We start from the raw sequence: 14,007 nt of genomic DNA, 5'->3' as shown, positions 1-14,007 counted from the left end.
GGTTCTCAAGAGGATGGTCTTGACCCGCGCGCCCGGCAAACCGGCCGGCCGTCCGGATCTCGAGACGAGATTGAGCGATCCATTTTTTGACGGAGCCGCCTGGCCAGCGGTCACCGTCTGTTGCAGGCCCGGGTGCAAACTGACAAGGAGCGACGATGGCTCAGACCCTTACCTTTAACGGTCGCAGGCGCGTACGCAAGTTTTTCGGAAAAATTCCAGAAGTCGCAGAAATGCCGAACCTCATCGAGGTTCAGAAGGCATCTTATGACCAGTTCCTCATGGTCGACGAGCCGGTTGGCGGCCGTCCCGACGAGGGGCTCAATGCCGTTTTCAAGTCCGTCTTCCCGATCACCGATTTTTCCGGTGCCTCGATGCTGGAATTCGTGTCCTATGAATTCGAGCCGCCGAAGTTCGACGTTGACGAATGCCGTCAGCGCGACCTGACCTATGCCGCACCGCTGAAGGTCACGCTGCGCCTGATCGTGTTCGATATTGACGAGGATACGGGCGCCAAGTCCATCAAGGACATCAAGGAACAGTCGGTTTACATGGGCGACATGCCGCTCATGACCAACAACGGTACCTTCATCGTCAACGGCACCGAGCGCGTCATCGTCTCGCAGATGCACCGTTCGCCGGGCGTCTTCTTCGACCACGACAAGGGCAAGAGCCACTCGTCCGGCAAGCTGCTGTTTGCTGCGCGCGTCATCCCCTATCGCGGTTCCTGGCTCGATATCGAATTCGACGCCAAGGACATCGTGCATGCCCGTATCGACCGTCGCCGCAAGATCCCCGTGACTTCGCTGCTGATGGCACTCGGCATGGACGGCGAAGAGATCCTGTCGACCTTCTACTCGAAGTCGGTCTATCAGCGCGACGGCAAGGGCTGGCGCTATCCGTTCAACGCCGAAACGTTGAAGGGCGCGAAGACCATTTCCGACATGATCGACGCCGACACCGGCGAAGTCGTCGTCGAAGGTGGCAAGAAGCTCACCCCGCGTCTGCTGCGTCAGCTGTCGGACAAGGGCCTGAAGTTCCTGAAGGCCTCCGACGAAGACATGTTCGGCAACTATCTCGCCGAAGACCTGGTCAACATGTCGACCGGTGAAATCTACATGGAAGCGGGTGCGGAAATCGACGAGAAGTCGCTTCCGCAGATCCTCGAATCCGGCTTTGACGAAATCCCGGTTCTCGGTATCGACCACATCAATGTCGGAGCCTACATCCGCAACACGCTCGCAGCCGACAAGAACGAGAACCGTCAGGACGCTCTGTTCGACATCTACCGCGTCATGCGTCCGGGTGAACCGCCGACCATGGATTCGGCCGAAGCCATGTTCCAGTCGCTGTTCTTCGACAGCGAACGCTATGATCTGTCGGCCGTTGGTCGCGTCAAGATGAACATGCGTCTCGACCTCGACTGCCCGGATACCGTCCGCGTACTGCGCAAGGACGACATCCTGGCCGTGGTCAAGATGCTGGTCGAACTGCGTGACGGCAAGGGCGAGATCGACGATATCGATAACCTCGGTAACCGTCGTGTTCGCTCCGTCGGCGAGCTCATGGAGAACCAGTACCGTCTCGGCCTGCTCCGCATGGAGCGCGCGATCAAGGAACGCATGTCGTCGATCGAAATCGACACTGTCATGCCGCAGGACCTGATCAACGCCAAGCCGGCAGCAGCTGCCGTCCGCGAATTCTTCGGCTCCTCGCAGCTGTCGCAGTTCATGGACCAGGTGAACCCGCTTTCGGAAATCACCCACAAGCGCCGTCTGTCGGCTCTTGGACCGGGTGGTCTGACCCGCGAGCGCGCAGGCTTCGAAGTCCGCGACGTTCACCCGACCCACTACGGCCGTATTTGCCCGATCGAGACGCCGGAAGGCCCGAACATCGGTCTGATCAACTCGCTCGCCACCTTCGCACGGGTCAACAAGTACGGCTTTATCGAAAGCCCGTACCGCAAGATCATCGACGGCAAGGTGACGATGGACGTCGTCTATCTCTCGGCGATGGAAGAAGCCAAGTACTACGTGGCCCAGGCCAACTCCGAGCTGACGGCCGATGGCCAGTTCGTCGAAGAGTTCGTCGTCTGCCGTCACGCTGGCGAAGTCATGCTGTCCCCGCGCGACACCATCAACCTGATGGACGTTTCGCCGAAGCAGCTGGTTTCGGTTGCGGCCGCTCTCATTCCGTTCCTGGAAAACGACGACGCCAACCGCGCTCTCATGGGCTCGAACATGCAGCGTCAGGCCGTGCCGCTTCTGCGTGCCGAAGCCCCGTTTGTCGGTACTGGCATGGAGCCGATCGTGGCCCGTGACTCCGGTGCGGCCATCGGTGCCCGTCGTGGCGGCGTGGTCGACCAGGTCGATGCGACCCGTATCGTTATCCGCGCCACGGAAGATCTCGATCCGTCCAAGTCGGGCGTCGACATTTACCGTCTGCAGAAGTTCCAGCGTTCGAACCAGAACACCTGCGTCAACCAGCGTCCGCTGGTCACCGTCGGTGACATTCTGAACAAGGGCGACATCATCGCGGACGGTCCGTCGACCGACCTCGGCGATCTGGCCCTCGGCCGCAACGCGCTCGTCGCGTTCATGCCGTGGAACGGCTACAACTATGAGGACTCGATCCTCATGTCGGAGCGCATCGTCTCGGAAGACGTCTTCACCTCGATCCATATCGAGGAATTCGAAGTCATGGCCCGCGACACCAAGCTTGGTCCGGAAGAAATCACGCGCGACATTCCGAACGTTTCGGAAGAAGCGCTGAAGAACCTCGACGAAGCCGGTATCGTCTACATCGGTGCCGAAGTGGCTCCGGGCGACATCCTGGTCGGCAAGATCACCCCGAAGGGCGAAAGCCCGATGACGCCGGAAGAAAAGCTCCTGCGCGCCATCTTCGGTGAAAAGGCCTCCGACGTTCGCGACACCTCGATGCGCATGCCTCCGGGCACGTTCGGCACCGTCGTCGAAGTTCGTGTTTTCAACCGCCACGGCGTTGAAAAGGACGAGCGCGCGATGGCGATCGAGCGCGAGGAAATCGAACGCCTCGCCAAGGACCGTGACGACGAGCAGGCGATCCTCGACCGTAACGTCTACGGCCGTCTGATCGACATGCTGCGTGGCCAGGTCTCGATTGCCGGTCCGAAGGGTTTCAAGAAGGGCGTCGAACTTTCGAATGCCATCGTCTCCGAATACCCCCGCTCGCAGTGGTGGATGTTCGCGGTCGAGGACGAGAAGGTCCAGGGCGAACTCGAAGCGCTCCGCGGTCAGTACGACGAATCCAAGTCGCGCCTTGAACAGCGTTTCATGGACAAGGTCGAGAAGGTCCAGCGCGGCGACGAAATGCCTCCGGGCGTCATGAAGATGGTCAAGGTCTTTGTCGCTGTGAAGCGCAAGATCCAGCCAGGCGACAAGATGGCCGGCCGTCACGGCAACAAGGGCGTTGTCTCGCGCATCGTACCGGTCGAGGACATGCCGTTCCTCGAAGACGGCACGCATGTCGATATCGTTCTGAACCCGCTCGGCGTTCCCTCGCGTATGAACGTCGGTCAGATCCTCGAAACCCATCTTGCCTGGGCTTGCGCCGGCATGGGCAAGAAGATCGGCCAGATGCTTGAGGACTATCGCAAGCACCTCGACATCACGGATCTGCGTAAGGAACTGACGGAGATCTACGAGTCGGAAGCCCATGACGAAGTGAAGCACTTCGACGACGACGCGCTCGTCAAGCTCGCCGAAGAAGCCAAGCGTGGCGTCTCCATCGCCACCCCGGTTTTCGACGGTGCGCATGAAAGCGACGTTTCCTCGATGCTCACGCGTGCGGGTCTCGATCCGTCGGGTCAGTCGGTCCTGTACGATGGTCGTACCGGTGAAGCCTTCGACCGCAAGGTCACCGTCGGCTACATGTACATGATCAAGCTGAACCACCTGGTCGACGACAAGATCCACGCTCGTTCGATCGGTCCTTACTCGCTCGTCACCCAGCAGCCGCTCGGTGGTAAGGCGCAGTTCGGCGGTCAGCGCTTCGGGGAAATGGAAGTCTGGGCTCTGGAAGCCTACGGCGCCGCCTATACCCTGCAGGAAATGCTGACGGTGAAGTCGGACGACGTGGCCGGCCGTACCAAGGTCTACGAGGCGATCGTCCGTGGCGACGATACCTTCGAGGCCGGTATTCCGGAAAGCTTCAACGTTCTCGTCAAGGAAATGCGCTCGCTCGGCCTCTCGGTCGAGCTGGAGAATTCCAAGCTCGATGACGTTGGTTCGGGTCAGCTGCCCGACGCAGCCGAATAACGGTTTGACAAAGGCGTGCGTGGTCCAGGCCGCGCACGCCATCCCCTGATCCACCGGCGGCCAAAATCGGGCGGGTGAGGGGAGTTTCGCCGCATTTCGCGGTTATTGTCATTTCAAGGGTCTGGTGCGGCATCCCGGGAATTCGCCGCAACCGAGACCCAATCGAGGGCTTTTAGCCCCATAAGGAGACAGGCATGAACCAAGAGGTCATGAACCTTTTCAACCCGTCGGTGCCGGCCCAGCACTTCGACAGCATCCGGATCTCGATCGCGAGCCCGGAAAAGATCCTTTCCTGGTCTTACGGTGAGATCAAGAAGCCGGAGACCATCAACTATCGTACGTTCAAGCCGGAACGCGACGGTCTCTTCTGCGCGCGTATTTTCGGACCGATCAAGGACTACGAGTGCCTGTGCGGCAAGTACAAGCGCATGAAGTACAAGGGTATCATCTGCGAAAAGTGCGGCGTCGAAGTCACGCTGTCGCGCGTTCGCCGCGAGCGCATGGGCCATATCGAGCTCGCAGCGCCCGTTGCCCATATCTGGTTCCTGAAGTCGCTTCCGTCGCGCATCTCCACGCTCCTGGACATGACGCTGAAGGATGTCGAGCGCGTTCTCTACTTCGAGAACTACATCGTGACCGAGCCGGGCCTGACCTCGCTCAAGGAAAACCAGCTGCTCTCTGAAGAAGAGTACATGATCGCCGTCGACGAGTTCGGCGAGGACCAGTTCACCGCCATGATCGGCGCTGAAGCCATCTACGAGATGCTGGCCTCGATGAACCTCGAGAAGATCGCTGGCGACCTGCGCACCGAGCTTGCCGAGACCACCTCGGACCTCAAGCAGAAGAAGCTCATGAAGCGCCTGAAGATCGTCGAGAACTTCATGGAATCTGGCAACCGTCCGGAATGGATGATCATGAAGGTCGTTCCGGTCATCCCGCCGGACCTGCGCCCGCTTGTTCCGCTGGATGGCGGCCGTTTCGCGACGTCTGACCTGAACGATCTCTATCGTCGCGTCATCAACCGTAACAACCGTCTGAAGCGCCTGATCGAACTGCGCGCTCCGGGCATCATCATCCGCAATGAAAAGCGCATGCTGCAGGAATCTGTGGACGCGCTCTTCGACAACGGCCGCCGTGGCCGCGTCATCACCGGCGCCAACAAGCGTCCGCTGAAGTCGCTGTCCGACATGCTCAAGGGCAAGCAGGGCCGCTTCCGCCAGAACCTGCTCGGCAAGCGCGTCGACTATTCCGGCCGTTCGGTTATCGTGACGGGTCCGGAACTGAAGCTGCACCAGTGCGGCCTGCCGAAGAAGATGGCGCTCGAACTGTTCAAGCCGTTCATCTATGCCCGCCTCGACGCCAAGGGTTACTCCTCGACCGTCAAGCAGGCCAAGAAGCTGGTTGAAAAGGAAAAGCCTGAGGTCTGGGATATCCTCGACGAGGTCATCCGCGAGCATCCGGTTCTCCTGAACCGCGCACCGACGCTGCACCGCCTGGGCATCCAGGCCTTCGAACCCACGCTGGTCGAAGGCAAGGCCATCCAGCTGCACCCGCTCGTCTGCACGGCCTTCAACGCCGACTTCGACGGCGACCAGATGGCCGTTCACGTGCCGCTGTCGCTCGAAGCTCAGCTCGAAGCCCGCGTGCTCATGATGTCGACGAACAACATCCTGCACCCGGCCAACGGTGCACCGATCATCGTTCCGTCTCAGGACATGGTTCTCGGCCTCTACTACCTGTCGATCCTGAACCAGAACGAGCCGGGCGAAGGCATGGTCTTCTCGGACATGGGCGAACTGCACCATGCCCTGGAAAACAAGGTCGTCACCCTGCACGCCAAGATCCGTGGCCGCTTCAAGACCGTCGATGCCGAAGGCAAGCCAGTTTCGAAGATCTATGAAACCACGCCTGGCCGTATGATCATCGGCGAACTTCTGCCGAAGAACGTCAACGTGCCGTTCGACATCTGCAACCAGGAAATGACCAAGAAGAACATCTCCAAGATGATCGACACGGTCTACCGTCACTGCGGCCAGAAGGACACGGTCATCTTCTGCGACCGGATCATGCAGCTCGGCTTCACGCATGCGTGCAAGGCCGGCATCTCGTTCGGCAAGGACGACATGATCATTCCGGAAACCAAGGCGAAGATCGTCGGTGACACCGAAACCCTGGTCAAGGAATACGAGCAGCAGTACAATGACGGCCTGATCACGCAGGGCGAAAAGTACAACAAGGTCGTTGACGCCTGGGGCAAGGCCACGGAAAAGGTCGCCGAAGACATGATGGCCCGCATTAAGGCCGTCGAGTTCGACAAGGAGACCGGTCGTCAGAAGCCGATGAACGCCATCTACATGATGTCGCACTCAGGCGCCCGTGGTTCACCGAACCAGATGCGTCAGCTGGGCGGCATGCGTGGCCTCATGGCCAAGCCGTCGGGCGAAATCATCGAGACGCCGATCATCTCGAACTTCAAGGAAGGCCTGACCGTTAACGAGTACTTCAACTCGACCCACGGTGCCCGTAAGGGTCTCGCAGACACCGCCTTGAAGACCGCGAACTCGGGTTACCTGACCCGTCGTCTCGTCGACGTCGCGCAGGATTGCATCGTCAACCTCGTGGATTGCGGCACCGACAAGGGCCTCACCATGACCGCCATCGTCGATGCCGGTCAGGTCGTTGCCTCGATCGGCGCCCGCGTTCTCGGCCGTACCGCACTCGACGATATCGATCATCCGGTCACGGGTGAACGCATCGTCGATGCTGGCAAGATGATCCTCGAGCCCGATGTCATCGAGATCGAAAAGGCCGGTATCCAGTCGATCCGCATCCGCTCTGCCCTGACCTGCGAAGTTCAGACGGGCGTTTGCTCGGTCTGCTACGGCCGAGATCTGGCCCGTGGTACGCCTGTCAACATGGGTGAGGCCGTCGGCGTTATCGCTGCACAGTCCATCGGTGAACCGGGCACCCAGCTCACCATGCGTACTTTCCACTTGGGTGGTACGGCGACCGTGGTCGACCAGTCGTTCCTGGAAGCCTCGTACGAAGGTACGGTGCAGATCAAGAACCGCAACATGCTGCGCAACTCCGAAGGCACGCTGATTGCCATGGGCCGCAGCATGGCCGTCACCCTGCTCGACGAACGCGGTGTCGAACGGTCCTCGCAGCGCGTGGCCTATGGTTCGAAGGTCTTCGTCGATGACGGTGACAAGGTGAAGCGCGGCCAGCGTCTGGCCGAGTGGGACCCCTACACCCGTCCGATCATGACAGAAGTCGAGGGTATCGTGCATTTCGAGGACGTCGTCGACGGTCTCTCCGTGCTCGAAGCCACCGACGAGTCGACCGGCATCACCAAGCGTCAGGTCATCGACTGGCGTTCGACCCCGCGTGGTTCGGACCTCAAGCCGGCGATCGTCATCAAGGATGCAAGCGGCAACGTCTTGAAGGTCGCCCGTGGTGGCGAAGCTCGCTTCCACCTGTCGGTCGACGCGATCCTGTCGGTCGAACCCGGTCAGAAGGTCTCCCAGGGTGACGTTCTTGCCCGTTCGCCGCTGGAAAGCGCCAAGACCAAGGACATCACCGGTGGTCTGCCGCGCGTTGCCGAACTGTTCGAAGCCCGTCGTCCGAAGGACCACGCCATCATCGCTGAGATCGATGGTACGATCCGCCTCGGCCGCGACTACAAGAACAAGCGTCGCGTCATCATCGAGCCGGCGGAAGACGGTGTCGAGCCTGTCGAATACCTGATCCCGAAGGGCAAGCCCTTCCACCTTCAGGAAGGCGACTACATCGAAAAGGGTGATTACATCCTCGACGGTAACCCGGCTCCGCACGACATCCTGGCGATCAAGGGCGTCGAGGCACTCGCCTCGTACCTGGTCAATGAAATCCAGGAAGTCTACCGACTGCAGGGCGTTGTGATCAACGACAAGCACATTGAGGTGATCGTTCGCCAGATGCTGCAGAAGGTCGAGATCACGGACTCGGGCGACAGCCAGTACATCGTGGGCGACAATGTCGACCGCATCGAACTGGACGACGCCAACGAGCGCCTGATCGAGGAAGGCAAGAAGCCGGCATTCGGCGAACCGGTCCTCCTCGGCATCACCAAGGCCTCGCTGCAGACGCCGTCGTTCATCTCAGCCGCATCCTTCCAGGAAACCACCAAGGTTCTGACGGAAGCTGCGATCGCCGGCAAGACCGACACGCTGCAGGGTCTCAAGGAAAACGTCATCGTCGGCCGCCTCATCCCGGCTGGTACCGGCGGTACCATGACGCAGATCCGCCGCATCGCCACGTCTCGCGACGACCTCATCCTCGAGGAACGCAAGAAGGGCTCGGGCGCCGACCTGGCAACCCCGATGCTGCAGAACCTTGCAGGCGAAAGCGCACCGGCTGCCGAGTAATCGGACGTCGAACCGTTCTGAATGAACAAGGACCGCCCGGAACAATCCGGGCGGTCTTTTCATGTTTGGCGGAGGGTGAGGGGTTTGCGCCGGCGGACAGAGGCAGGGAATGCCTTTGCCCGCCGTGATGATCCAGGGGGGCGCACAACGAAAAAGGCCGGTCGCAAGACCGGCCTGAGCTCTCAGACTGTAAAGGTATCGTCTCACGCGAAGCGGATGATCGCCACTTCGCCTTCAAGCGCACCCTGATAGGCCGAAGCATGCGGCTCTTCGTCGGGCTGCCCGTTGATCATGCCGATCTGGTCGAGATCGGCTTCGATGAAACCTTCCTCGGAAAGCGCATTGAGCGTCAGCCGCACGGCGCTGTCGTCGTCCGGTGCGGTCAGCAGCACATGCAGATCGATCGGCTCGCCGCCTTCGGTCTCATAGGCCTTGGCGATCACGATGAAGACCATCGGTTCGTCGCGCGTGTTGTCGTTGTCGGGGCTGGTGATCATGGCGTCCGCTCTTCTTGCTGGAGGAAACGATTCTCTGGTTCCGGCCGATTCGACCAGACGGGCAGGGCGGTTGACCCTTCTTCTCCTCTTATCTAGAAGTTTCCCTCGTCAAGCCAAGCCAAAACATGGCCGGGCCGGCATTTTCCCGCGTCAAATGGGCGGGCGCCCTGTCTGAGCAGGGCCTGAATCCATTAATTCTCGTTTGAGACTTGACGCAAAGAGGGGAAAACAGTAGTACCCCGGCCATCGGAGCCTATGTGAGGCCGGGTTTTTCGGGACGCCATGTCCTGAAGTTCGTCTCAAACAAGTCTCCAAACGCACGTTGACGACAAGAATGCTGCACGCACGACGCGTCTGACCGGATGCGTCCTCTGTCTTTTGTGGTCCATCCGCGAAAAACGGGTCGGGCCACATTTTGCGCATGAAGAAAACTGTGCGGCCGCCGCCGGAAACGGCAAACCAAAGGGCCTGAGAGGGCTTGAGACTAGATTTTGCAAGGGATGGGTATATGCCTACCGTAAACCAGCTGATCCGCAAGCCGCGTCAGGCACAGGTAAAGCGCAACAAGGTTCCTGCTCTGCAGGAAAATCCGCAGAAGCGCGGCGTTTGCACCCGCGTGTACACGACGACCCCGAAGAAGCCGAACTCGGCTCTGCGTAAGGTCGCCAAGATCCGCCTGACGAATGGCTTCGAAGTCATCGGCTACATTCCGGGCGAAGGCCACAACCTGCAGGAACACTCTGTCGTCATGATCCGTGGCGGCCGCGTAAAGGACTTGCCGGGCGTGCGTTACCACATCATCCGCGGCGTTCTCGATACCCAGGGTGTCAAGAACCGCAAGCAGCGCCGCTCCAAGTACGGTGCGAAGCGTCCGAAGTAATTCGGCCATTACCCGATATCCGGCGCTGCGCGAGGTTCTCCGCGTGATAAAGCGTCCCTAACCGTTGAGAGACAAATAGTATGTCCCGTCGCCATAGTGCAGAAAAGCGCGAAATCAATCCGGACCCGAAGTTCGGCGATCTCGTCGTCACCAAGTTCATGAACGCCATCATGCTTCACGGCAAGAAGTCCGTCGCTGAAAGCATCGTCTACGGTGCGTTCGATGTGGTCCAGGCCAAGGCCAAGGCTGAGCCGATCGCGATCTTCCATCAGGCGCTCGACAACGTCGCGCCGCATGTCGAAGTCCGTTCGCGCCGCGTTGGTGGTGCAACCTACCAGGTCCCGGTCGACGTTCGTCCGGAGCGCCGCCAGGCCCTCGCCATCCGTTGGCTGATCACTGCTGCGCGCAAGCGCAACGAAACCACTATGGTTGACCGTCTGTCCGGCGAGCTGCTCGATGCCGCCAACAACCGCGGTAGCGCCGTCAAGAAGCGCGAAGACACCCACAAGATGGCCGATGCAAACCGCGCCTTCTCGCATTACCGCTGGTAATCCACCGATCGAATATTGAAAGGCAGTCCGTTATGGCTCGCGAATATAAAATCGAAGACTACCGCAACTTCGGTATCATGGCGCACATCGACGCCGGCAAGACCACGACCACCGAACGCATCCTCTACTACACCGGTAAGTCTCATAAGATCGGCGAAGTCCATGACGGCGCTGCAACCATGGACTGGATGGAGCAGGAGCAGGAACGCGGCATCACCATCACCTCTGCTGCGACCACGACCTTCTGGAAGGGTCGCGACGGCAAGATGCGCCGCTTCAACATCATCGACACCCCCGGCCACGTCGACTTCACCATCGAAGTCGAGCGTTCGCTGCGCGTTCTCGACGGTGCCGTTGCTCTCCTCGACGCCAATGCCGGCGTAGAGCCGCAGACCGAAACCGTATGGCGTCAGGCTGAAAAGTACCACGTCCCGCGGATGATCTTCTGCAACAAGATGGACAAGACCGGTGCTGACTTCTACCGCTCGGTAGAAATGATCAAGACCCGTCTCGGCGCCACCGCTGTTGTCATGCAGCTCCCGATCGGTGCAGAAACCGAATTCAAGGGCGTTGTCGACCTGATCGAGATGAACGCGCTCGTTTGGCGCGACGAGTCCCTCGGCGCTGCCTGGGACGTTGTCGAGATCCCGGACGACCTGAAGGACAAGGCCGAAGAATATCGCGAAAAGCTGATCGAGACCGTTGTCGAGATCGACGAACAGGCGATGGAAGACTACCTGAACGGCATCATGCCGGACAATGAAAAGATCCGTGCCCTGGTTCGCCGCGGCACCATCGACGTCAAGTTCCACCCGATGTTCTGCGGCACCGCCTTCAAGAACAAGGGCGTTCAGCCGCTGCTCGACGCCGTCGTCGACTATCTGCCGTCGCCGCTCGACATCCCGGCGATCAAGGGCATCGACTTCAAGACCGAAGCCGAAATCGAGCGTCACGCTGACGACGCCGAGCCGCTCGCCATGCTCGCGTTCAAGATCATGAACGACCCCTTCGTCGGTTCGCTCACCTTCGCACGCATCTATTCGGGCAAGCTCGAAAAGGGCGTGTCGGTTCTGAACACCGTCAAGGACAAGCGCGAGCGCGTCGGCCGCATGCTGCAGATGCACTCGAACAGCCGTGAAGACATCGAAGAAGCCTTCGCCGGCGACATCGTTGCTCTGGCCGGTCTCAAGGAAACCACCACGGGTGACACGCTCTGCGATCCCCTGAAGCCGGTTATCCTCGAGCGCATGGAATTCCCCGAGCCGGTCATCCAGATCGCGATCGAGCCGAAGTCCAAGGGCGACCAGGAAAAGATGGGCCTCGCGCTCAATCGCCTCGCTGCCGAAGACCCGTCCTTCCGCGTCAAGACCGACCAGGAATCTGGCCAGACCATCATCGCTGGCATGGGCGAACTTCACCTGGACATTCTCGTCGACCGCATGCGTCGCGAGTTCAAGGTTGAAGCCACCGTCGGTGCTCCGCAGGTTGCTTATCGCGAAACCATCACGCGTCAGCACGAAGAAGACTACACGCACAAGAAGCAGTCCGGCGGTACCGGTCAGTTCGCCCGCGTCAAGCTCATCTTCGAACCGAACCCGGAAGGCGACGACTTCAAGTTCGAATCCAAGATCGTCGGCGGTGCTGTTCCCAAGGAATACATCCCGGGCGTTCAGAAGGGTATCGAAAGCGTTCTGTCGTCTGGTCCGCTGGCTGGCTTCCCGATGCTGGGCGTCAAGGCGACCCTCGTTGACGGTGCCTTCCACGATGTCGACTCGTCGGTTCTCGCCTTCGAAATCGCCTCGCGTGCCTGCTTCCGTGAAGCAGCCAAGAAGGCTGGCGCACAGCTGCTCGAGCCGATGATGAAGGTCGAAGTCGTAACGCCGGAAGACTATGTCGGCGACGTTATCGGCGACCTGAACTCGCGTCGTGGCCAGATCCAGGGCCAGGAACAGCGCGGCATTGCGATCGTGATCAACGCTCACGTCCCGCTCGCCAACATGTTCAAGTACGTCGACAACCTGCGCTCGATGTCGCAGGGCCGTGCACAGTACTCGATGACCTTCGATCACTACGCACCGGTCCCGTCGAACGTTGCTGCAGAAATCCAGGCAAAGTATTCCGGTCAGAAGTGACCGGGATACCCCGCCCATCCTGTTGAAGATTGAATTTCCCCGGACGGGGACCAGAAAATGGAGAGCCGAAAATGGCAAAGAGTAAGTTTGAGCGCACAAAGCCGCACGTCAACATTGGGACGATCGGCCACGTCGACCACGGCAAGACGTCTCTGACGGCAGCGATCACCAAGTATTTCGGTGAGTTCAAGGCCTATGACCAGATCGACGCTGCTCCGGAAGAAAAGGCACGCGGCATCACCATCTCGACGGCCCACGTCGAGTATGAGACGGCAAACCGCCACTACGCGCACGTCGACTGCCCCGGCCACGCCGACTACGTCAAGAACATGATCACCGGTGCAGCGCAGATGGACGGCGCGATCCTGGTTTGCTCGGCTGCCGACGGCCCGATGCCGCAGACCCGCGAGCACATCCTGCTCGCCCGTCAGGTTGGCGTTCCCGCGATCGTCGTGTTCCTCAACAAGGTTGACCAGGTCGACGACGCAGAACTTCTGGAACTCGTCGAACTCGAAGTTCGCGAACTCCTGTCGTCCTACGACTTCCCCGGCGACGACATCCCGTTCGTCAAGGGTTCGGCTCTGGCTGCCCTCAACGACAGCGACAAGAAGATCGGCGAAGACGCCGTTCGCGAGCTGATGGCGGCCGTTGACGCCTACATCCCGACGCCTGAGCGTCCGGTTGACCAGCCCTTCCTGATGCCGATCGAAGACGTGTTCTCGATCTCGGGTCGTGGTACGGTTGTCACGGGCCGCGTTGAGCGTGGTATCGTCAAGGTTGGCGAAGAAGTCGAATTCGTCGGCATCCGCGACACCAAGAAGACCACTGTTACCGGCGTTGAAATGTTCCGCAAGCTGCTCGACCAGGGCCAGGCCGGCGACAACATCGGTGCGCTCGTCCGTGGTATCCAGCGCGACGACGTCGAGCGTGGCCAGGTTCTCTGCAAGCCGGGTTCGGTCAAGCCGCACAAGAAGTTCATGGCAGAAGCCTACATCCTGACGAAGGAAGAAGGCGGCCGTCATACGCCGTTCTTCACCAACTATCGTCCGCAGTTCTACTTCCGCACCACGGACGTGACCGGCATCGTGTCGCTTCCGGAAGGCACGGAAATGGTTATGCCGGGCGACAACGTCACGGTTCAGGTTGAGCTGATCGTGCCGATCGCGATGGAAGAAAAGCTGCGCTTCGCGATCCGCGAAGGCGGCCGCACCGTCGGCGCCGGCATCGTCGCCTCGATCATCGAGTAATC

The 14,007-nt window shown here is 60.1% G+C and carries 7 protein-coding genes; 6 read left to right on the top strand and 1 reads right to left on the bottom strand.

Annotation, left to right across the window (positions count from 1 at the left end; genetic code table 11):
• Window positions 1–155: 155 nt before the first annotated feature.
• Together rpoB and rpoC are read left to right on the top strand one after the other, a co-directional pair.
• A complete protein-coding gene (rpoB, locus tag DFO46_RS09400) occupies window positions 156–4,292 on the top strand; it encodes a DNA-directed RNA polymerase subunit beta (protein WP_110794110.1) in 4,137 nt (1,378 codons plus the stop codon).
• A gap of 194 nt (window positions 4,293–4,486) precedes the next feature.
• Window positions 4,487–8,698 carry a DNA-directed RNA polymerase subunit beta' gene (gene rpoC, locus DFO46_RS09395; RefSeq protein ID WP_110794109.1) on the top strand — a complete coding sequence of 1,404 codons (4,212 nt, stop codon included), beginning with the start codon at window positions 4,487–4,489 and terminating at the stop codon, window positions 8,696–8,698.
• A gap of 203 nt (window positions 8,699–8,901) precedes the next feature.
• Here the strand turns inward: rpoC and DFO46_RS09390 are convergent, their stop codons facing one another.
• A complete protein-coding gene (locus tag DFO46_RS09390) occupies window positions 8,902–9,195 on the bottom strand; it encodes a transcriptional regulator (RefSeq protein WP_110794108.1) in 294 nt (97 codons plus the stop codon).
• Window positions 9,196–9,703: 508 nt separating this feature from the next.
• Here DFO46_RS09390 and rpsL point away from each other — a divergent pair.
• The 4 genes from rpsL (at window position 9,704) to tuf (ending at window position 14,005) form a co-directional block, all read left to right on the top strand.
• On the top strand, window positions 9,704–10,075 hold the full coding sequence (rpsL, locus tag DFO46_RS09385; RefSeq protein ID WP_003507760.1) for a 30S ribosomal protein S12: 372 nt from the start codon (window positions 9,704–9,706) through the stop codon (window positions 10,073–10,075).
• Window positions 10,076–10,155: 80 nt separating this feature from the next.
• Window positions 10,156–10,626: a 30S ribosomal protein S7 gene (gene rpsG, locus DFO46_RS09380; protein WP_110794107.1), complete on the top strand. Its 471-nt coding sequence runs from the start codon at window positions 10,156–10,158 to the stop codon at window positions 10,624–10,626.
• Between the two features lie 32 nt (window positions 10,627–10,658).
• Complete coding sequence (gene fusA, locus DFO46_RS09375) at window positions 10,659–12,758, top strand: elongation factor G (RefSeq protein WP_110794106.1); 2,100 nt, start codon at window positions 10,659–10,661, stop codon at window positions 12,756–12,758.
• A 71-nt stretch (window positions 12,759–12,829) separates the two neighbouring features.
• Window positions 12,830–14,005 carry an elongation factor Tu gene (gene tuf, locus DFO46_RS09370; protein ID WP_120277104.1) on the top strand — a complete coding sequence of 392 codons (1,176 nt, stop codon included), beginning with the start codon at window positions 12,830–12,832 and terminating at the stop codon, window positions 14,003–14,005.
• The last annotated feature ends 2 nt before the right edge of the window (window positions 14,006–14,007 follow it).

Source organism: Rhizobium sp. AG855, assembly GCF_003610655.1.
GTDB classification, from domain to species: Bacteria; Pseudomonadota; Alphaproteobacteria; order Rhizobiales; family Rhizobiaceae; genus Allorhizobium; species Allorhizobium wuzhouense.
The sequence above is the reverse complement of the archived record's forward strand: the minus strand, read 5'-3'. Positions and strand labels throughout refer to the sequence as shown.